The 20,901-nt window shown below is 44.0% G+C and carries 15 protein-coding genes; 6 read left to right on the forward strand and 9 right to left on the reverse strand.

Annotation, left to right across the window (positions count from 1 at the left end; translation table 11 throughout):
- Positions 1-45: 45 nt before the first annotated feature.
- The 5 genes from PROVALCAL_RS00595 to PROVALCAL_RS00615 all read right to left on the reverse strand — a co-directional run bounded on the left by PROVALCAL_RS00595 (position 46) and on the right by PROVALCAL_RS00615 (position 9,014).
- The gene (locus tag PROVALCAL_RS00595; RefSeq protein ID WP_006657110.1) at positions 46-2,835 is read right to left on the reverse strand and encodes a M16 family metallopeptidase; all 2,790 of its coding nucleotides are present in this window, start codon (positions 2,833-2,835) and stop codon (positions 46-48) included.
- Positions 2,825-4,531: an ABC transporter ATP-binding protein/permease gene (locus PROVALCAL_RS00600; protein ID WP_006657111.1), complete on the reverse strand. Its 1,707-nt coding sequence runs from the start codon at positions 4,529-4,531 to the stop codon at positions 2,825-2,827. Before PROVALCAL_RS00600 ends, PROVALCAL_RS00595 begins: the two co-directional genes overlap by 11 nt.
- A gap of 46 nt (positions 4,532-4,577) precedes the next feature.
- Positions 4,578-7,358, reverse strand: coding sequence for a TonB-dependent receptor (locus PROVALCAL_RS00605; protein ID WP_006657112.1), 2,781 nt, complete (start codon positions 7,356-7,358; stop codon positions 4,578-4,580).
- A gap of 118 nt (positions 7,359-7,476) precedes the next feature.
- Positions 7,477-8,478 (reverse strand): FecR family protein, encoded by a 1,002-nt coding sequence (locus tag PROVALCAL_RS00610; RefSeq protein WP_006657113.1) that lies wholly within the window; start codon positions 8,476-8,478, stop codon positions 7,477-7,479.
- Complete coding sequence (locus PROVALCAL_RS00615; RefSeq protein ID WP_006657114.1) at positions 8,478-9,014, reverse strand: RNA polymerase sigma factor; 537 nt, start codon at positions 9,012-9,014, stop codon at positions 8,478-8,480. The genes PROVALCAL_RS00610 and PROVALCAL_RS00615 overlap by 1 nt, the downstream gene beginning before the upstream one ends.
- 165 nt (positions 9,015-9,179) lie before the next feature.
- On the opposite strand from PROVALCAL_RS00615, the gene PROVALCAL_RS00620 reads away from it, so the two are divergent.
- Positions 9,180-9,962, forward strand: coding sequence for an energy transducer TonB (locus PROVALCAL_RS00620; RefSeq protein ID WP_006657115.1), 783 nt, complete (start codon positions 9,180-9,182; stop codon positions 9,960-9,962).
- Positions 9,963-9,972: 10 nt separating this feature from the next.
- Here PROVALCAL_RS00620 and PROVALCAL_RS00625 read toward each other — a convergent pair whose 3' ends face one another.
- Positions 9,973-10,734, reverse strand: coding sequence for an AhpA/YtjB family protein (locus PROVALCAL_RS00625; RefSeq protein ID WP_039861373.1), 762 nt, complete (start codon positions 10,732-10,734; stop codon positions 9,973-9,975).
- A 133-nt stretch (positions 10,735-10,867) separates the two neighbouring features.
- Between PROVALCAL_RS00625 and serB the strand changes: the two genes are divergently transcribed.
- The 3 genes from serB to nadR all read left to right on the forward strand — a co-directional run bounded on the left by serB (position 10,868) and on the right by nadR (position 14,905).
- Entirely contained in the window at positions 10,868-11,845 is a 978-nt protein-coding gene (gene serB, locus PROVALCAL_RS00630; RefSeq protein WP_006657117.1) for a phosphoserine phosphatase, read from the forward strand.
- A 355-nt stretch (positions 11,846-12,200) separates the two neighbouring features.
- Positions 12,201-13,583: a DNA repair protein RadA gene (gene radA / locus PROVALCAL_RS00635; protein ID WP_006662827.1), complete on the forward strand. Its 1,383-nt coding sequence runs from the start codon at positions 12,201-12,203 to the stop codon at positions 13,581-13,583.
- Positions 13,584-13,660: 77 nt separating this feature from the next.
- Positions 13,661-14,905, forward strand: a complete 1,245-nt coding sequence (nadR, locus tag PROVALCAL_RS00640) for a multifunctional transcriptional regulator/nicotinamide-nucleotide adenylyltransferase/ribosylnicotinamide kinase NadR (protein WP_006657119.1) — start codon at positions 13,661-13,663, stop codon at positions 14,903-14,905.
- Positions 14,906-14,948: 43 nt separating this feature from the next.
- Here nadR and ettA read toward each other — a convergent pair whose 3' ends face one another.
- The 3 genes from ettA to PROVALCAL_RS00655 all read right to left on the reverse strand — a co-directional run bounded on the left by ettA (position 14,949) and on the right by PROVALCAL_RS00655 (position 17,909).
- Complete coding sequence (ettA, locus tag PROVALCAL_RS00645) at positions 14,949-16,616, reverse strand: energy-dependent translational throttle protein EttA (protein ID WP_006662825.1); 1,668 nt, start codon at positions 16,614-16,616, stop codon at positions 14,949-14,951.
- 360 nt (positions 16,617-16,976) lie between these two features.
- Positions 16,977-17,162, reverse strand: coding sequence for a hypothetical protein (locus PROVALCAL_RS00650; RefSeq protein WP_006657121.1), 186 nt, complete (start codon positions 17,160-17,162; stop codon positions 16,977-16,979).
- Positions 17,163-17,222: 60 nt separating this feature from the next.
- Positions 17,223-17,909, reverse strand: coding sequence for a hypothetical protein (locus PROVALCAL_RS00655; RefSeq protein ID WP_226890333.1), 687 nt, complete (start codon positions 17,907-17,909; stop codon positions 17,223-17,225).
- A 601-nt stretch (positions 17,910-18,510) separates the two neighbouring features.
- On the opposite strand from PROVALCAL_RS00655, the gene sltY reads away from it, so the two are divergent.
- Positions 18,511-20,427, forward strand: coding sequence for a murein transglycosylase (gene sltY, locus PROVALCAL_RS00660; RefSeq protein WP_039861378.1), 1,917 nt, complete (start codon positions 18,511-18,513; stop codon positions 20,425-20,427).
- A 131-nt stretch (positions 20,428-20,558) separates the two neighbouring features.
- Positions 20,559-20,876, forward strand: coding sequence for a trp operon repressor (trpR, locus tag PROVALCAL_RS00665; protein ID WP_006662822.1), 318 nt, complete (start codon positions 20,559-20,561; stop codon positions 20,874-20,876).
- The last annotated feature ends 25 nt before the right edge of the window (positions 20,877-20,901 follow it).

The raw sequence follows: 20,901 nt of genomic DNA on the forward strand, positions 1-20,901 counted from the left end.
GTATTCCACAGACCCAATACTATCGGGTCTGTGGTTTTTATATCACTAAGGCGTCATCATAAACACTTTCTGATTCTGACCTAAATATTGTTGAGTCAGTCGATTGATGTCTTGAATATTGAGCTTATTAATGATCTTCTGCTCTTGGGCAATTTTTTGGAATTGTCCATCATCCGCTGCGACTTGAGCTAAAGCTTCAGTCCAATAACTGGAGCTATCCGTGACTTGGGCATTTTCGGTCAGCCAAATATTTTTGGCTTCGGCTAATTCTTTTTCTGTTACACCTGATTGACGGAGCTGTGCAACGGTATTCCGTGCAAGTGCCACCATCTCAGACGCGCGCTCAGGCGCAGTAGTAAAATTCAATCGCCCAGAATAGTAGGGCTGTGGTTTTTTCGCTAACATTTGTGAAAAACTCAGCGCATAGATACCACTGGCTTTTTCTCGTAGCTCGGTCCGCAGACGCTGGCTAACAATGGTATCAATCAGCTGCAAAGCGAGTTGATCTTGCTGGGACCATTGTGCTGGGGCTGCAAATTGAATACTCACCATACTCTTATCGCTACTACTGATTGGATACTGTTGTTCGAAACTGGTCATCTTCGGCATAATCCCTTGGTTACGCCAAACTAATTTGCCATCGTGAGCAGGTAAAGACGCCACCCATTGTTCCAATATGGGTTTTAATTCACGCGCATTCATCGCGCCAGTGATCACTAATGTCATGTCTGATGTCGAAGTGAGTAACTGACGGTTAGCCTGCTGAAGTTGCTGGGCAGTAAAGGTTTTCCAAACACCTTCAGGGGAGATAACCAATAGCTCACCATGTTGGTAACTTTGTTGATTAATATGGTCAAGGAAAGTGCGCTCAACGGGCATTTTCGACAAGTTCAGCGCAAAAGCTTGTTTGTGTTGTTCCAGCTTTTCACCACTAAATTGCGGCGCGGTGAGTTTTAAATTCAGTAATTGTAATGCGGTTTCGAGGTTATCTACGGGAGTTTTACCACGATAACCATGGCTAAGTAGCTCGCTATATGGGCGCACGCTAATCTGATTTTGTTTTGCCAATAACGCTAAATCTCGAGCACTGTAATTTCCATAACCACTGCTTTCTGGTAGCTTCATCGCCCAATCAGTTAACCCTGCGGTTTGTGGCGTTTCAAGTGAACGTCCACCGGGCAGTTGCAAGTTAAATTGAATATCATCTTTCAGGTTTTTATCCGTTTTAACAATCACCTTAATGCCGTTGCTGAGTATCCATTGTTCAGTTTTAGCGATAGGCAATGAAGATTGTTCAGTGATAGACCCTTTTGCTACAACAGGTAATTTCAGGCTAATCGCTTGAGAGCGCAGCGTGAACGGGCCTGGTTGTGTTTGGCGAATACGCTGCCATTGTTCACTGAAGGTCTGCTTATTGACCGCAGTTTCATCTGTATCTGGACCAATCAGCGCTAAGCGAGGTGATGCGGTTTGTAATAAGTTAGCCACATGGCGTTGCAGATCTTGCGGTTTGATGCCTTTCGTTAATTGGTAGCTATTATCCAGCTGTTGGCGTTTGTTCCACATCGGCATCTCATATTCAAGGGCCGTGGTGAGTTGACCTGCAAGATACTCATTGCTGTAACGCTGCTCGGAACCTGCTTGTTGGCTCAGTTTTGCCAACATGGCTTGTTTTGCGGTATTTAATTCTTGCTCAGTCACTGGTTCAGTCGCAAGGCGCTGTAATTCAGTAAATAGCACTTCGGTTGCACCGGTATAATCATTTCCTTTTGGATGGATGATCATTAATTGCTGAAGACGTTGGTTATCCAGCATGGAGCCTTGCTCATTAATACTAATGGACGGCAGAATGCCATTATCAACCATGACTGAGAAACGTTGGTTTAAGATGGCTAGCCATAAATTATCCATCAGATCGTCAGTTTGACCTTGGCGTGTATTCAGCGGTGCAGAGACATTTTTTTGTAATGCAAACTGTACGTATCGTGCTCCCTGTTCCTTATCGAAAACTCCTTGAACTAACATGTTCTTGGAATCAGCAAAGCGCTTCCATTCAGGTGCATCTTGGGAAATTTTGTCTGGCTTAGGTAATGCGAATAAGGTTTTTACATCCTCGCGCACGGCTGAAGAGTTGAAATCACCAATAACCAGTAAACTCATACGTTGAGGTTGGTACCACGTTTTATAGTAAGCTTTGGCTTGCTCAATGGGTGCTTGGCGAACCACATCAAGGGAGCCAATGGGATTGCGCTCCACATAACGGCTGCCGTGATAGCGTAGTTTCTCGAGGCTGTCATTAATACGATAGCCCATGCCTTGGCGTAAACGCCATTCTTCAATAATGACAGGGCGCTCTTTTTCAAATGCGTCGGCATCGAAAGTCATATTGGCAGCCCAATCCGCCATGACTTGCAATCCTGTACGGGTTTGAGCTGGCGTTGCGTTAGGGAGGGAGAGCTTATACAGCGTGCTATTCAGACTCGTTATGGCATTGACATGGCTACCCAGTTTTAGCCCTTGTTGTTCAAGTTGTTTAAACCCTGTCGTGCCCGGAAAATGTTGCGTTCCTTTAAATGCCATGTGCTCCGTAAAGTGGGCTAAACCTAATTGCTGTTCTGTTTCTTGTAATGAACCCGCATTGACTAACAAACGCAGCTCAACACCCGGTTGATTACGCTGTAGCAGGTAAACTTGTAGCCCATTATCGAGCTGATAATGCTGTAAATCTTGACGCACTGGCAGTAATTTCTGCTCATCAGATTGTAGAGACGCACTGCTAACACAGCCGCCTAAAAGGACTGCCACGAAGGCTGCTAATGTGATTTTACGAAGCATATTCAGGGGTTCCTGTCATGAATGGCGTATTCCGCGTGGTTTCAGATAGACGCAGATGCTTATCCGCTAATTGGTCAACAAAGCTTTGATGGCTGACTAACACAATGCTGCTTGTCGGGAGTTGAGCTTTCAGCATTTGCAGTAATGCTAGGGCACTTGGTTCATCAAGGGCGGATGTCATTTCATCCAATAGCATTAATTTAGGTTGGTTAAGCAGCAGTCGTGCAAACATAATTCGCTGCTGTTCACCGCCAGAAAGCCGGTTATTCCAATCAGTTTCTAGTGCGAGTTGTCGATGGAGTTTCTCTAGCCCAACGAGAGTGAGGGCATGTTTTAGCTCCGTAGGGGTAAATTTGCAGGCATCTTGCGGATAACTCAGTAAGTTATCTAAACGGCTAATTGGCAAATAGAGACGCTGTGGAACCCACATCAGATGCTCCGTGCGACTGATTTTGCCATCAAAGAATGGCCAGTGACCGCTTAAAGTACGTAATAAGGTGGATTTACCAATCCCCGAACGACCGGAGATCAGCAGTAATTCTCCTGAGTTCACCTGCAAATTAACGTGATTCAGCAGTGAGCGGTGATCTGCCGTAAATACATGTAATTCAGCGGTTAATGGCGCATTGTTTTCTTCAAGTTTCGCCTCTGGAGTTTTATCGTTTTCGAGTAACACGACGAAGTTATACAGACGAGCGACGGTCGCTTGCCACGCTGCAATTTCTTTATAGGCAAAAATAAACCAGCCCAGAGACGTCGCTACGCTGGTGAAGGCTTGGCGTAGCTGCATTAATCCACCCAACATAATTTCGCCCGCTAAAAATTTAGGTAAAGCTAACAACACTGGGGCGAGGGCAGTCACTTGCTGATAGCCCACGGTATAGAATGATAAGTTTCGTTCACAGCGGATCAACTGGTTCCAGTTACGGATGATTTCGCTAAAGCGAGTCATCAGCTCTTTACGATCTTGTAATTCACCGCGCTGCCCTGCAATGGCATCGCCATGCTGGCGGCAGTTAATCAGCGAGCTACGGTAGTCCGCTTCACGGCGCTGTTTATCCATATGGAGGCGGCGTAATGGGTAACCAATCAATTGGGTTAGTGCGATACCGATGATGGTGTAAATAATACATGCCCAAAACATATAGCCGGGAACGGTCCAATCACTGCCTGCAAAGCTGAAAGAGAGGCTCCCTGATAGGGTCCATAAAATGGCGGCAAAAGAGATTAACGTCAGCATAGAGTGCAAAAACGTCACAAGCAGATTCAATGTCGACTCGATCAGCAAGCGAATATCTTCCGCAATTCGTTGGTCTGGGTTATCCGGCTCTTGGGACGTTAATCGCAGCATGTAATGCTTACTATTTTGGGATAACCAGCGACCGAGCACTTGCTCAGTCATGCCTTTACGCCAGCGAATAATCAGCATTTGCTTGAGGTAATTTCCCATGACGACCACAAAGATCAGTCCACTGACTAGAATCACAAAATATTGCAGTAGTCCATAAAGTGCTTGCCCATCCAGCTTTTGCAGCGCGTTATAAAAGTCGCCATTCCACATGTTCATTTTGACATTGAACCACACGGAAGAGAGGGTAAGCCCTAATGAGGCAAATAGCAGCACCCAGCACAAAAGGGCAGCTCGCTGCCCCCAAAAAGGTTTTACTAAATAAAGAAATTGTTTAATGGTCTTCATGACTCGATTTCTTGGTTATGTGTTTGACATTGCTCACGGCTATTACTTAAAAATCGTAATTCACTTGTAACCAGAACTGACGACCCGGATCGTAAGACTTAATGGTTCTATTGCTGTAGGTGAAGGTATCTGCAACGTTTTTGTTATTCAGGACGTTGTTGACTTCAACAGAGACACCAAAACCATAAGCAAATTCAGGTTTCCAGCCTAAGCGGGTATCCCATGTATACTTGCTTGAGTAATGTTGATCGGTGTATCGACGAATTAAACCGTATTCAGGATCGGTGTAGGTACCATCGCCATTTCCATAACGAACGACTTGATCTCTAGCGCCCCACCACTGTAAGCGGTTGTACCAAGTTAGGTCGTAGTTATCCCAAACACTGGTGAGCTCTAAGTTAACTTTGAAAGGTGAATTGAAGCTTGTTGAAGGCAATTTTGAGGCATCAATGACTTTGCCATTATAATAAACTTTGTTTAGATTCAGGTCATTGCGACCTTCAAAGTAGTTATAGCCAGAATCTTTTGGAGTATTACTGTCTGTTTGTTGCCAAGTTAATGATGCTGTCATCACATGAGAAGCATCTGCCCATTCCCACGGTTGTGAGTTGTTGACAGACAATGTCACAGTATCATGGGAGCTACGCCCATCATTATCGAAAACGCGGATCTTGCTTTCAGGATCGTACATATCCAGTTTTTTGGTTTTTGTACGGCTACGAACTTCATCATAACCTTCACGATGAACGTACTGTAAGCGCCATGTTGTTGAAAGAATATCTTGCTGAAGTGCAAGAGTCAGCTCATCGTTATATGGCGTTTTAAGTGAGTCTAAGCCTTCATAGTCTTTCTTATTTTCCCAAGTATTCATGTTGGGGTTAACAGTACAGACATCAGACATCATATCGCAAGTTTGCATTCCGCCATTTTGCGCGCCGTATAATGCGTAGTTCAGCATCGAGCGCCCATAATAACGGTTGGCACCTGCAATAATTTGGGTTTTACCATTACCAAATACGTCATAAGTTCCTGTCAGACGTGGGGCAATGTTGGTACGGCTAACGAAATCATCACGATCAAGGCGAATACCAGGGCGTAACGTGAGTCGACCATATTCAATGGTGTCGTCTAAAAACAGCGCATAATTGGTGTAATCGGCGGTGTATTTACCCGCTTTAAAACGCGCGGCGTTCCATAGCATTCCATTAAACATGTCATCTTTATCAATGTTTCCTGTAAAGGTGTATTGAAGATAATCTTTGTCGCGTTTATAGATGCCTTTTGTATAACTGATTTCGGTTCCAACGGTTGGTTTATGGGTTGCGCCTAAACCATCTTCTAGTGGGTTAAAGCGCATAACAGCTTTTGCACTTTGGCTTCTTTGTTGGGAAATCAGGTCTCCTAAACCACCACTATTTGCATCAACCATATTGCTGTAGTCATTATCAACAGCAGCACGCAGGATCACGGCATATTTTTGGTCATTATCTCGTTCATCTTTCAGATCTTGCGTATTGGCAGTCAGTTCCAATTGCCCAAGGCTTAATTGATGCTTATAAACGGCGGTTAGACCAAATCCATTGTGCGTTGAGTCATAACCTGAATTCATTACAGAGGAAGAGAAGAGACGGCTCTCATACGAGGCGTAGTTAGCAGAGAGGTCTAGTGAGTTAACATCTGATAAATCAATTGAGTACTTGAGGAAGTAGTTATCTGATGTTCTGTGTTGATTCTTGGAACCGGGGGCAAACTCCGCCATTTCAACTTCACCATTTTCGATGACCGCACCAGCGCCACCCGTCACCGTCATCGGAATGGTTGAGCTACGACGAGACGCCGAGAACACCACGCCTGAATTTTCCGTTACTCCGAGTTCAAACCAGCCACCAAAATCATTTTTATCGTAGCGATTTTGGAAACGAGCAGGATTGGCGGTATCGTTTTTGGTGGTATCAATAGCTTGGGTTGAATCGTGGAACAGGTTATTCCAACCAGAACGGGTTAAGCGGTAATAGGCATGGGCGCTATTCTCACCTTGCCAGCGGCGGCTATTCACTTCAACGGTGCCTCCCGTAAAGCCACCAAATTCCACGGGAATATTGTTATCGTAAACCGCCATGCTATCAATTAAACGGCTATCGATGTAAATCCCTTGATCGCTACTGCTTAATCGCGTTGCGGTTTCCCCTAAGCCACTGTCAGCAGGGTCAAAGTCATTATTGAAGCTGATCCCATCAAGCCGATAGGCGTTTTGATAGCTACTGGAACCATGGATCGAAATACGCGAAGGTTTGATCTCTCCTTGGTTCATTGAGTTGCTATCATTATTCGCAAACTGCACTGCGGGGTTCGTTTTCATTAAATCTGTGATATTGCCGTCACCTGTATTTTTTTGGCGGATCTCTTCTGAGGTGACGTATTGCGGTGCGGACATAACATCCATCGCAGGGTGATTTTGAACCACGCCGGATACTTGGGTTTCAGGTAGAACTAACGTACCTTGATTTAAAGTCTGAGGGCGAATAACCAGCATACCGTTTTCGTTAACCAGCTCTAACCCACTACCAATAAGAATTTTTTGTAATGCGGTTTGTGGGGTATAGCTGCCAGAAAGGGCGGGAGCGCGCAGACCGTTCAGTTGGCTTTTGTCATACAGGAGTGACACTTGACCTTGACGGCTAATTTGCTCAATTGTGCTTGCTAGCCCTTGCTCTGGTAGTGAAAAGCTGATTTCTTGGGCGATAGCAGATTGGCTGACTAAGGCACTGGTGACCGCCAGTGACAGCGCAATCGGCTTGAATCGACCGAGTGTGAATTGAATTGCCATGGATATCCCTTATTCTTAAGCTGCACAAAAAGCGTGCTAAAAAGTAGTCAATAAAAATGAAGCTACTTAAGAAGAGGGCGAAATGAGAATTATCCTCACCTGTAAATGAAAATATTTTTCATTTATTTTTTTTGTTTTGGATAATCAAAAGGTTATTTTTATCCTGATACACCACTTGCACAGGAAGGAGGGCTGGAAGTGCCTGAAAAAAGGCATCTGGCTGCTGGAGATTGATGCGCCCAGAGATTTTTTGATTTGCTAAGCTACTTGGAGAGAGCTCAACCTGAAAGTTGGAATAGGTTTTTAACTCGGATAGCACCTCGGAAAGGGGTTTATCCACAAAGGTTAATTCCCCGAAACGCCATCTTGCGACATCTTGAGGCGTCACTGAGTTAAGGGCGATTTTGCTGTTGATACTTGAGCTCAATGCACCTTGCCCTGCGAGCAATAACACGGGTTTTTGGTCTTTGAGGCTCTGAAAGCTAACAATCCCTTGACTGACATTGACCGCGACTTGCTCGCCTTTTTTATTCACTTCAAATTCCGTTCCTACAACCTGAATACGTCGCTGATCCACATTGATGACAAATGGGCGATAAGGGTTCGATTTGACTTTAAAGTAAGCGGAGCCATGGTCTAGATAAAGCTGGCGGATGGGGGTTTCATACGCCACTCGGATGCGGGTATCACGATTGAGAAATAGCACAGAGCCATCAGATAACGTCACTTCTTTGGTTGAATCCGTCGAAACTAATGTCATATTGTTCAATAGCATGGATGGCAGCTGGCTATAAGGTAAGAACAAAACTACCGCAATAAAACAGGCGGCAACAACATGACCGAGTGGTTTCCAAAATGATGATAATCTGAACGTTGATGTCGTGGTTTTGGTCGGTGCCGGGCGTGGAACTTTTTCAATATCTTGCCAAATGCTCGCCATTGCCTCATAGGCATCTGCATGTGCTTTTGATGCTCGTAGCCAAACTTTAAATGCTTGAGATTGTTGATCACTAAGTTGCTGACTGTGCATGCGCGTAAACCACAGTGCCGCCTCTTCGTCAATGCGTTGTTGCTCGACTAACGGGGTATTATCAGGCTGCTGGGTTTGATTCTCTGCCATTAGGGATACTTGCTCTGGTCGTCAAGATGTTTCTTACAATGCACTAATGCTGCGGCAATATGCTTTTCCACCATACTGATGGAGATTTCCATACGCTCAGCAATCTCACTTTGAGATAACCCATCAAAGCGATACAGCAAAAAAGCTTCTCTGCGACGTGGGGGCAAAAGATCAATGGCCTCACTTAGCCGAGCAATTCGCTGCTGGTGCTCTAAAATTTCACTCGGATCTGCCGTGGTTTGTTCAAAATTTTGCTCATGGGATACTTCATCAATCGAGGTATGGGACTGGCTCTGTTGATGATTGCGTCGCCAATGGTCAATCAGCACATTGCTGGCAATTTTGAACAAATAAGCACGGTTCTCCTTCACAGGATCCTGTGCTTTACGGTTTAGCCATAGTGTAAACACATCCTGTGATAAATCATCCGCATCGTTACTATTACCTAGTCGACTGCGGAAAAATCGCACAAGTTGACCATAGGTTGATTGATATGCCCCACTGATCTTGCGGGCAAGGGATTTATCGATAGTCATTGTCTGGTGTCAAAAGTAAAAATGGTTTAATAATGAGCTCAAATTGACTTTATAAATTAAATCAATACCTTGTAGTTATTATTGTTATTTTATTAATAATAATGAATATCATTTTGATTTGTATTATGCCTATAATCTGCGAAAAATAAAGATGTGAGGCAAAATATGAACAGCAGTGTGGGGCAGCTGGGAAGCCCAATTTTTCGCCCTGTGGGTGGTTTATTTGTGAGTCTTGTTTTCCATGGGATCTTGGCAATGATTTTTATTGGATGGTTTACGTCAAACCTACCAAAAACGGGGGTTTTGCCACCTGCAATCTCTTTGCAATTAGGGCTTTATCAGCTGGAACAGCAGAATGAGCCTGAAGTGAATAATGCGCCCAAGCAACAGATGGCAACGCGTGAAGAAGTTGAGCCTGAAGTGGTTGAAAAAATAGAAAAACTACCTCAGACACCCCTTGTTGATAATGGAACGTTAACCCGTGTAACGGAGAAAAAACGCCCACCGAAGAAAAAGCCTGTTCAAGAGAAAAAAATGGTTGAAGAAGCCCCAGCTTCTACCCAAGAATCTGAAGTTACTTCAGTTCCAACCTCAGGTAGCGCTTCCAATAGCAGCGCCAATTTTTCCAGCAGTGCTGCTGCTCCTGTCAGTGGTCACCATGGATGGGAAAGCGAGGTTCATCAACGTTTAGCTAAGGCAAAGCGCTATCCTCGTGCTGCATTGCGCTTTCGTTCAACGGGTGTTTCACAGGTCAAAATTATCGTGGATAATCAAGGGCAGTTAGTCAGCGCGAGCTTGGTTAATTCATCGGGTACGAAGATCCTGGATAAAGAAGCACTCGCAACTATCCAACGTGCGGCACCGTTTCCAATGCCACCTGAATCCTTGCTTGCAAATGGTAAAGTGGAGCTTATTGCGCCGATCGTGTTTGATACTACGTCGATCTAGATAGAATTTACTATTTTGCTGAAAATTTACGAGCGACCCTTCTTGGTCGATGGGGGCTAGGCACTTTACGCCTTTTTGCACGTGGTGGTTTGATGGAGGGGCTTCGAGAATCCGTTGCCCCTTTGCTGCTTTGGAGCAGTAATTCACTTTCTTCTTCACTTTCCACGGGTTCAACGATTAACGGCTGTTGCTGACCTTTCTTTTTCTTCAAGCGCATCAGGGTATTCGCCAAAATAAACCCAATACATAAAGATAATAGAATGAACACCCGCATAATATTGGTGGTGTTATCCGCTTGTTGAAGGTCTGTAGTGAGCGATTCGGTATCAATGGTAAGACGTAAATAACCATTAGGTTCTTTAGCGCCTTGGACTGGGATCACTAATTGGTAGTGAAAATTCTGTAGTCCCGTGTTGCCTTCAAGGGAAAGTCGTTCTTTGACGGTGGTGCTTTCTCCAACTTGTGTGACTAACGTCCCTGCCGCAGTATATAAACTGGCATCCAAAATATATTGGTCTTTCGCGAGATGATTTAAATTGGCATTAATTCGCTCTAAATTAAAATCTTTGCTGCCGGGAACCATATAATCAGATAAGCTGAAAGCCACTTGCTCAGCGAGTACTTGAGTTAATTGCTTAAGTTGTTCTAACCGGCTTTGGCTTTGGCTATAACCTAAATATGAAACCCCATGCATTAAGAAGGTGATTAATGCAATACAAACAATGACAATAACGGTTTTGTGCAGTCTAAAAGGGAGTTTCATAGAAATCATCGTGCTCTTTGTCTGTTTTATAGCAATAAGCCAAGTCATGAAGCGTTAACTTGCTGGAAAATTTAAGTATAGTAATTTTATACAGGGTATACATTATAAAAAAAAGTTGTGTCCACTACAGGAGCTAATTTTCATGCCAACGAGTTTGACCTATTGTTATCTGCCTGATGAAATTCAAAAATGGCCGGGTTTACCACTGTCATTAAGTGGTGAAGAAGTGATGCCATTAGATTATCGTGCAGGGGACACTGGGTGGCTGTTATATGGTCGCGGTTTAGATAAAGCGCGAATTAGTGATTTCCAACAGCGTTTAGGGATTGCGATAGTGATCGTTTCCTCTTGGCGCATCGATGATTACCAAGTTGTACGCATTGCCGGTAGCATCACGCCGCGGATCAAAAAATTGGCAGATGAAAGCCAGCTTGATGTTGTGCCATTAGGGAAAATTCCGCGTCTACGTTCCCCTGGGATCTTACTCATGGACATGGACTCAACTGCGATTCAAATCGAATGTATCGATGAAATTGCCCGTCTTGCCGGTGTTGGCGATCAAGTTGCAGATGTGACCGAGCGCGCCATGCAAGGGGAGCTCGATTTCACCGAAAGTCTGCGGGCTCGTGTGGCACTGCTAGAAGGTGCCGATGCAGCCATTCTTGACCAAGTCCTCGAAACTTTACCGCTAATGCCGGGTCTCACTAGCTTAGTGCGCAAGTTGCAAGCGATGGACTGGCATATTGCAATTGCCTCTGGTGGATTTACTTTCTTTGCCGATAACCTGCGTCAGCGATTAAAGCTAGTTGCTGCGGTTGCCAACCAACTCGAAGTCAAAAATGGCAAACTGACAGGTAAAGTGAAAGGGGCGATTGTTGATGCAAAATATAAAGCGCAAACCCTCGTCAAATTAGCGGAAAAGCTAAACATTCCTATAGAACAAACAGTTGCTATCGGCGATGGTGCAAACGACCTGAAAATGCTCAGAAAAGCAGGGTTAGGCATTGCATATCATGCGAAGCCAAAAGTCTATGCAAGGGCAAAGGTTGGGATCAAGCATGCGGATCTGATGGGTGTCCTGTGCGTCCTCAGTGGGGGGCTCAAGCACGAAGAGCGCTAATTTTCGTCATATTTCACGCTACGACGTTGTTGGCTGCTTTCGGCTACTCGGGTCACATACTTGTGTATGCTCCCCGAGATATCCTCACTTGCCGCCTAGTCGTAGCGCGAACTATTTAGAAAATGGGTGGAATTTCGTCATATTTCGGGTTGTAGGGGTGTTGGCTGCTTTCGGCTATCCTAGTCACATACTTGTGTATGCTCTTAGGAATACCCTCAATTGCCGCCTACCAACAACGCCGAACTATTTAGAAAATTTGTGGAAGATATAAACCAACGAATTTAAGAAAAAGAAAGTCAAAGATATAGATAATTAACGAGTTTGGTGTTTTTTATTGGGTGATTAAGGAGTGGCTGTGGCGAAAGGTGCAAAAAGAGCATTTGTGTGTAATGAGTGTGGGGCGGATTATCCGCGCTGGCAAGGGCAATGTAGTGCCTGTAATGCATGGAATACCATTACGGAAGTGCGCTTGGCATCGACGGCAGCGGCTCGTACCGATAGGCTGACGGGCTATGCCGGCAATGCTGCAGGCGTGAGTAAGGTCCAAAAACTGTCGGAGATTAGCCTTGAAGAATTACCGCGCTTTACCACCGGTTTTAAAGAGTTTGACCGAGTGCTGGGTGGCGGGGTTGTACCGGGTAGCGCCATCCTCATTGGGGGGAACCCAGGTGCAGGTAAAAGTACTTTGCTGCTGCAAACCATGTGTTTGCTATCACGAGACATGAAAACCCTCTATGTCACAGGGGAGGAATCATTGCAGCAAGTGGCAATGCGTGCCCATCGATTAGGGTTACCCACCGATACACTCAATATGTTGTCAGAAACTAGCATTGAACAAATCTGCCTGACAGCGGAACAAGAACAGCCCAAGTTGATGGTGATCGATTCTATCCAAGTTATGCACATGGCAGACATTCAATCCTCACCGGGTAGTGTGGCGCAAGTTCGTGAAACCGCCGCCTATTTAACGCGCTTCGCCAAAACTCGCGGTGTGGCGATTATTATGGTGGGTCACGTTACAAAAGATGGTTCACTCGCGGGACCTAAAGTGCTTGAGCACTGTATTGACTGTTCCATCATGCTCGATGGTGATGCAGATAACCGTTTTCGTACCTTACGTAGCCACAAAAACCGCTTTGGGGCGGTGAATGAGCTTGGGGTATTTGCTATGACCGAACAGGGTCTAAAAGAGGTGAGTAACCCATCGGCAATTTTCTTAAGTCGTGGAGATGAAATCACATCGGGAAGCTCCGTGATGGTGGTATGGGAAGGAACTCGCCCACTGTTGGTGGAGATTCAAGCACTGGTTGATCACTCCATGATGTCCAATCCACGCCGTGTTGCGGTTGGTTTAGAACAGAACCGTTTAGCTATTTTGCTGGCGGTACTGCATCGCCATGGCGGATTGCAAATGTCTGACCAAGATGTATTTGTTAACGTAGTGGGTGGTGTTAAAGTCACCGAAACCAGTGCCGACCTCGCGCTGCTATTATCGTTGGTTTCAAGTTTTCGTGATCGCCCATTACCCCGTGATCTCGTCGTATTCGGCGAAGTGGGGCTGGCAGGCGAAATTCGCCCTGTACCGAGTGGGCAAGAACGTATCTCTGAAGCGGCAAAACATGGCTTCAAACGCGCCATTGTTCCTCATGCGAATATGCCGAAAAAGTTACCTGCCGATATGAAAGTGTATGGTGTGAAGAAATTAGCGGATGCGTTAAGCGTCATGGATGAGTTTTGAATCATTTAGATAATGATGAGATAGCGAGAGAAAAGGTTCCCTGCTAAAAGGGACTTAAAAGCGAAAGGATAAATAATATGGCTGAATTTGAGTATCTAAAGAGTGCCATCAAAAATGCTGGTTACACATTACAGCAAGTCGCGGATGCAACAGAGATGACCAAGGGCTATCTCAGCCAGTTAATTAATGACAAAATTAAAAGCCCTAGTGCACAAAAAATCGCGGCGCTCCATCGTTTTTTAGGGTTGGAATATCCTATCCAGTCAAAAACTATCGGTGTTGTCTTCGGTAAATTTTACCCTCTGCATACTGGGCATATCTACCTTATTCAGCGCGCATGTAGCCAAGTGGATGAACTGCACGTTATCCTCTGTCATGATGAGCCTCGGGATAAAGACCTGTTCGTGAACAGTTCCATGTCACAACAGCCAACGGTGAGCGATCGTCTGCGCTGGTTGCTGCAAACCTTTAAGTATCAGAAAAATATTCATATTCATTCATTTGATGAGCAAGGGATCGAACCCTATCCTCACGGTTGGGAAGTGTGGAGTGAAGGCATGAAAGGCTTCATGAAAAAGCATAACATCAACCCTAGCTTTATCTATTCCGGTGAGCCTCACGATGTGCACCGCTATAAGAAACACCTTGGGATCGAAACCATTCTTATCGATCCTGAGCGCACGTTTATGAATATTAGTGGCAACCAAATTCGCCAAGCACCTTTTCGCTATTGGGAATATATTCCAACGGAAGTTAAGCCATTCTTTGTGCGCAAAGTGGCAATCTTAGGCGGTGAATCAAGTGGGAAGTCGACGCTTGTTAATAAGCTAGCGAATATCTTCAATACCACCAGTGCGTGGGAATATGGGCGCGATTATGTGTTTAGCCACCTGGGTGGCGATGAAATGGCGTTACAATATTCAGACTACGATAAGATTGCACTAGGACACGCTCAATATATTGATTTTGCAGTGAAATATGCAAACAAAGTGGCATTTATTGATACTGATTTTGTTACCACGCAGGCATTTTGCTTACGTTATGAAGGTAAAGAGCATCCTTTCGTGCAGGCGTTGATTGATGAGTATCGTTTCGATCTGGTGATTGTACTTGAGAACAATACACCTTGGGTGGCTGATGGGCTGAGAAGTTTAGGCAGCGATAAAGACCGCATGGAGTTTCAGACGCTGTTGATTGAAATGCTGAAGAAAAATAGCATTGAATTTATGCATGTTGAGTCATCAGACTACGATTCGCGTTTTTTAGAGTGTGTTTCTTTAGTTCAGCAATTATTGATGCTGGACGACTCAATTTCTGCATAAAAAATGGCACCCTAGGGTGCCATTTTAATATCGTCCAATCCGACTATTTGGTCATCTTTTTGTACTTGATGCGGTGTGGTTGCAGCGCATCCGCACCTAAAGTGCGTTTCTTATAATCTTCGTATTCAGAGAAGTTACCTTCGAAGAAGGTAATGTTACCTTCATCTTGATAATCAATGATGTGCGTTGCGATACGGTCAAGGAACCAACGGTCATGGGAGATGACCATTGCACAGCCAGGGAATTCTAACAGGGCGTTTTCCAGTGCACGTAAGGTTTCAACGTCGAGGTCGTTAGTTGGTTCATCGAGCAGCAGAACGTTGCCGCCAACTTGCAGCAGTTTTGCTAGGTGTAAACGACCACGCTCACCACCAGACAGCTCACCCACACGTTTACCTTGGTCAACGCCTTTAAAGTTAAAGCGACCTACGTAGGCACGGCTTGGGATCTCAAAGTTACCGATACGCATGATGTCTTGACCGTTAGAGATTTCTTCCCATACGGTTTTGCTGTCATCCATCGCATCACGGAACTGATCAACAGAGGCAATCTTCACGGTATCACCTAAGGTGATTGAGCCTGAATCTGGCTGCTCTTGACCGGAGATCATACGGAACAGTGTGGATTTACCCGCACCGTTTGGACCGATGATCCCCACGATAGCACCCTTCGGAATAGAGAAATTCAGATTATCGATCAGTACGCGATCACCATAAGACTTGCTCAGGTTTTCCACTTCGATAACTTTGTCACCTAAACGTGGTCCAGGTGGGATAAACAGTTCGCTGGTTTCGTTACGTTTTTGATATTCCACGCTATTAAGCTCTTCAAAGCGAGCCAGACGTGCTTTACCTTTCGATTGACGACCTTTCGGGTTTTGACGGATCCACTCAAGTTCTTTCTCGATAGACTTACGACGAGCCGCTTCAGTTGACGCTTCTTGCGCCAGACGCTCATCTTTTTGTTCCAACCAAGAAGAGTAGTTACCTTCCCATGGAATACCTTCACCACGGTCAAGTTCAAGGATCCAGCCAGCGACGTTATCGAGGAAGTAACGGTCATGGGTGATCGCCACAACGGTGCCTTCGTAGTCGTGCAGGAAGCGCTCTAACCAAGCAACGGATTCAGCATCCAAGTGGTTGGTTGGTTCGTCGAGCAGCAGCATGTCTGGTTTTTCCAGCAGCAGGCGGCAGATAGCCACACGGCGGCGTTCACCCCCAGAGAGGTTTCCGATAATCGCATCCCAAGCTGGCAGGCGCAGTGCATCAGCAGCACGTTCCAGTTGGTTATCTAAATTATGGCCATCTTGTGCGGCAATAATCGCTTCTAGCTCGCCTTGGATTTTCGCCAGCTTGTCAAAGTCAGCGTCTGGATCGGCGTATTGCGCATACACTTCGTCTAAGCGAGTTAAGGCGTTCTTAACTTCGCTAACCGCTTCTTCAACGGCTTCACGAACGGTATGTTCCAAATTCAGTTTTGGTTCTTGTGGCAGATAACCGATTTTAATACCCGGTTGAGGGCGTGCTTCCCCTTCAATCTCAGTATCAATGCCAGCCATGATGCGCAGTAATGTGGATTTACCTGCACCGTTGAGACCTAAAACACCAATTTTCGCCCCAGGGAAGAAGCTCAGAGAGATGTTTTTTAAAATATGACGTTTCGGGGGAACCACTTTTCCCACTCGATACATACTGTAAACGTATTGAGCCAATTTATTTACCTTTTGTTTTATAACATAATTTTTAATTGCATCGCTCGGTTATTCACTTTGTAAGAACTCATAAATTCAAGGCGAATAGTGAGATTCCAAAAGCGAAAGTGTGTAAAACGAGCCACTCAAAAGTAATTGCGTCTAACTGTAATTGTTCCTGCCTTTATGTCAATAACTTCCCATGCAAGTGATGACAATTCAGGGGGCTATCACCTCATCATGCAATCAATATTAATTCATTATTGATGTCGATTATTACATATAACAAAAGGCTCGAAATAGGTGTTGAGTAGGGTGGGGATGATAATTGATGGGATCTGAACTGCAAACGGCTAGACCCCAATATATGAAGTAATGGTATTAAAGATAAGTGAAGTAAACCTCAGACATTTCACATTCGATACCATTTATAATAGCTGTAGAACGTTCGCCAATAAGGTTGCTATTTTCATCAATAAAATCAACAATGTCGAAATCTGTATTAATTCGCTCAACACCTAATTCTTGCAACGTATATATTTCACCTGCATGAGATATGCCGTCCATTTGATGATTTACCCATATGCGCAATGAAGCGTAAATTTCATCATTTTTGTTAAGATATCCTTATTTTTTATTGCGAATAAGTAATATTGATTGCATCTTTTCATCTACAATCGACGAGTAAGTTTCTGGATTTTTTGTATCACAATCTAGAATGTAACGTGCCTCACCTCCTGTTCTGCCTAAGTATGAAATGTATGGATATTTTAAGTTGGTAAATTTTTTTGCATCTTCAACTGAGGTCAAAAATGCACAAGGGTTTTCCATGGCATTAATGACTAATTCTCTTTGTTGTAAATTATCAAAAATAAAAGGTGCTATTTTGAAAACAAAACAAGAGGTTGGTGTGTCATTGATGCGATAGTCATTACAATTGTTTTTCCGAATTAGAGGATTTAGTTCAGTGATATATTTGACTGTTACTCTCATTGTGGGAGTTATAATTGTATTAGGATCATGAACATCAATTTCTACCATCTCACCGTTTTTATTTATGAAATGCTTAGTCTCTAATAAAGTAAATGAATCGGGTTCAACTAACGAGCACCCTCCAATTAAGGCCGTATTTATAACTTCATCCTGTCCATTACATAAGTGTTGAGATACTTTGTTGTTTTTATTATTTTTTATTAAGCCAATTGCATAAGCTGCGTAGATGTTTTTACCAGTAATGTTTTCTATTAATGCGGATGTAGCGGCATCCTGTACCGCAATAGAAGGGATAAATCCAAACGAATCTCCTTTATGCATCGAGTATGCATTTGTAAAGAAAGGAATTAGCACAATACTGAACATTAATACATTAGGCTTACAACTAAAATTCATATACAAATCCACTCTTAGTTTGTCGAAAAAACATAAATAAATATTACATATAACACCTATAAGTGAAAATGATTATCATTACAAAATTTAATTTTGTTCAATAAAAATGAAAAGATAATAAATAACTCTGCCTCCCTACTTTAACTGAGATATTTCGACTTTGAATTTTCTAACATGCCAAGCTCAACAAGTTTTAAATATTCACTATCTGAGTTTCTGTCAAACCTGCTTCTTGAATATGACTTTTGCAATAGTAGGGCAGAAAATCTAATTATAATTATCTTATTTTAGGGGAAGTCGGCAGAGGCCTATACCCGATCGCCCCTAGGCTGGTCTAGGTTATCCGTGTTGTCAGGGTTAACGAATCGAATAAGTAAAAGATTGTAAACCCAACCATTTCAAGAAATCTCCTCTGTCGCTGGCTGAAAACTTTAGGTAGCATTAACATTATTGATGTATCTAATAAATGCTTTATGTATGTTTGAGGTCAATCTCTAACAAGATTTAAGCGATGGAGCGAATAAATATGAAAGGTTGGTTAGCGGCGGTTCCGGTAACAATGTTGTTAGTCTCTACAGCAGTTTGGGCGGATTCTTTACAGGCACAACGTGAACGTTATCAAGCAATTAAACTTGCTTGGGATGCCAATAAAATGGATGAAGTCGAACGCTTAATGCCAACTTTACGTGATTATCCGTTGTATCCATATCTGGAATATCGCGAGTTGTCTCAAGATTTAGATATTATCTCGCCAAGACAAGCGCAAGAATTTATCAATGCTTATCCAACATTGCCAGTCGCTAAAACCTTAAAAAGTCGGTTCGTGAATGAGTTAGCTCGTCGCCAAGAGTGGGCATCATTATTGTCATTTAGCCCTGAACCGCCACAGCCAACGGAAGCACAATGTAATTTCTATTTTGCCAATTGGGCGACGGGAAATAAACAGGTCGCGTGGCAAGGTGCTGAAAAATTATGGCTGAATGGTAATTCCATGCCTACGGCGTGCGATAAGCTATTTACTGAATGGGAAAAAGCCGGATATCTTTCAACGGATATGATTTTGGCGCGTATTCACCTTGCTATCAAAGACGGTAACACGTCAACGGCAACTTACCTTGCGAAGCGCTTACCAAGTAGCTACAAAACTATTTCTGATGCACTTGTGAAACTGCAAAATGACCCTTCAACAGTGGTCACGTTTGCTAAAATTCTGACGCCAACTGATTTTACACGTCAAGCAACATTAGCTGGATTTAGCCGTTATGCACGTCAATCTCCTGATGCCGCTCGTTCTGCATTAGCGGGGATCAGTTCTGCCCAGAAAATGAATATGGCAGAAAACCAGCAAATGAAAGACAGCGTTGCTTGGCAGTATATGGGCGTTGATGTAACCCCAGAACAGGTAATGTGGCGTGACGAGGTGATCCGAGAAACTAACTCCGCAGCCTTAAAAGAGCGTCGAGTGCGTTTAGCTCTGGGAGAAGGGGATAAAACAGGTTTGGCTTCATGGCTGAGACAATTGCCAAATGAAGTGAAAAATAAAGAAGAGTGGCAATATTGGCAGGCTATCACGTTAATTGATCAGGGCAAAACCGCAGAAGGGGAAGCCATATTGCGTGAGTTAACCTCGAAGCGCGGATTCTATCCAATGGTTGCGGCCCAGCAACTAAAAATGGACTATCCGGTCATGGTGAACAAAGCGGTGAAACCCGATGAAAGTATTCGCAACATGCCGCAAATTCAACGTATTCGAGAGCTAATGTATTGGGAGATGGATAACCTTGCTCGCTCTGAGTGGATCAACTTAGTCTCTTCAATGTCCACGAATCAACAAGAGCAGCTGGCTCGTTATGCATTCGACAATAAATGGGCTGATCTTAGTGTTCAAGCGACGATCACAGCGAAGTTGTGGGATCATCTTGAAGAGCGTTTCCCTCTTGCGTGGGAAAAACAGTTTGATAATTACACCCGCAGTAAAATGATCCAAAAAAGCTATGCAATGGCGATCGCTCGCCAAGAAAGTGCATGGAATCCACAAGCGCAATCGCCTGTGGGTGCGACGGGCTTAATGCAGTTAATGCCTGCGACCGCAAAACATACGGCGCAAAAGCAAGGGATCAGCGGCTATGTAAATGTAGGGCAATTGACCAACCCGGTGATGAATATTGAGCTAGGTACTGCGTATTTAGACGATGTTTATCAACAATTTGGCAATAACCGTATTCTAGCGAGTGCTGCTTACAATGCGGGACCATCTCGAGTCACGCGCTGGTTAGGCAACAGTGCAGGGCGTATTGATGCGGTGGCTTTTGTGGAAAGTATTCCGTTTGCAGAAACCCGTGGTTATGTGAAAAATGTGCTCTCTTACGATTTGTTTTATAAACATTTCTTAGGTGAGAAAGGTAATGTACTCTCTGCGTCAGAATGGAATATGAAGTACTGATCCGTGTGATGTACCATCTTATCGAGTGGCGCGATTGACCATCGATAAGATGGGCTGTGTATTTTTCATTAGGAGTAATAGTGTTCTGTGCTATTATTTGTACTAGTTTAATAGTATGGAAGGGTAGGATGATGACTGTAGAATATAAATCAGATCCGGCATTAACCGCCGATGAGAACGCGGATTGGCAACGTTTTGTGGAACTGCTGCAAATGGCTTTTGAGCAAAATATACAGGATTCAATTCTTCAATTATTACTGACACCGGATGAACGGACGGCATTAGGAACACGCGTAAGAATTGTACAAGAATTAATGCGTGGAAAAATGAGCCAACGCGAATTGAAAAATGAGCTGGGTGTTGGTATTGCCACCATTACTCGTGGTTCAAACAGTTTGAAGTCAGCTCCTATTCCGGTAAAAGAGTGGCTGGAATCTAAGCTATTGTAGTTTTTATAATTTTTTCAAAGTGCTA

This window comes from Providencia alcalifaciens DSM 30120 (assembly GCF_000173415.1).
Taxonomy (GTDB): Bacteria; Pseudomonadota; Gammaproteobacteria; order Enterobacterales; family Enterobacteriaceae; genus Providencia; species Providencia alcalifaciens.

Excerpts from the sequence above, each read along its gene's own strand:
- PROVALCAL_RS00595 (WP_006657110.1), bottom strand. The coding sequence starts at position 2,835 with ATGCTTCGTAAAATCACATTAGCAGCCTTCGTGGCAGTCCTTTTAGGC.
- PROVALCAL_RS00625 (WP_039861373.1), bottom strand. The coding sequence starts at position 10,734 with ATGATTTCTATGAAACTCCCTTTTAGACTGCACAAAACCGTTATTGTC.
- serB (WP_006657117.1), top strand. The coding sequence starts at position 10,868 with ATGCCAACGAGTTTGACCTATTGTTATCTGCCTGATGAAATTCAAAAA.
- PROVALCAL_RS00610 (WP_006657113.1), bottom strand. The coding sequence starts at position 8,478 with ATGGCAGAGAATCAAACCCAGCAGCCTGATAATACCCCGTTAGTCGAG.
- sltY (WP_039861378.1), top strand. The coding sequence starts at position 18,511 with ATGAAAGGTTGGTTAGCGGCGGTTCCGGTAACAATGTTGTTAGTCTCT.
- PROVALCAL_RS00615 (WP_006657114.1), bottom strand. The coding sequence starts at position 9,014 with ATGACTATCGATAAATCCCTTGCCCGCAAGATCAGTGGGGCATATCAA.
- PROVALCAL_RS00600 (WP_006657111.1), bottom strand. The coding sequence starts at position 4,531 with ATGAAGACCATTAAACAATTTCTTTATTTAGTAAAACCTTTTTGGGGG.
- PROVALCAL_RS00650 (WP_006657121.1), bottom strand. The coding sequence starts at position 17,162 with ATGGACGGCATATCTCATGCAGGTGAAATATATACGTTGCAAGAATTA.
- trpR (WP_006662822.1), top strand. The coding sequence starts at position 20,559 with ATGACTGTAGAATATAAATCAGATCCGGCATTAACCGCCGATGAGAAC.
- nadR (WP_006657119.1), top strand. The coding sequence starts at position 13,661 with ATGGCTGAATTTGAGTATCTAAAGAGTGCCATCAAAAATGCTGGTTAC.
- PROVALCAL_RS00605 (WP_006657112.1), bottom strand. The coding sequence starts at position 7,358 with ATGGCAATTCAATTCACACTCGGTCGATTCAAGCCGATTGCGCTGTCA.
- PROVALCAL_RS00655 (WP_226890333.1), bottom strand. The coding sequence starts at position 17,909 with ATGCATAAAGGAGATTCGTTTGGATTTATCCCTTCTATTGCGGTACAG.
- PROVALCAL_RS00620 (WP_006657115.1), top strand. The coding sequence starts at position 9,180 with ATGAACAGCAGTGTGGGGCAGCTGGGAAGCCCAATTTTTCGCCCTGTG.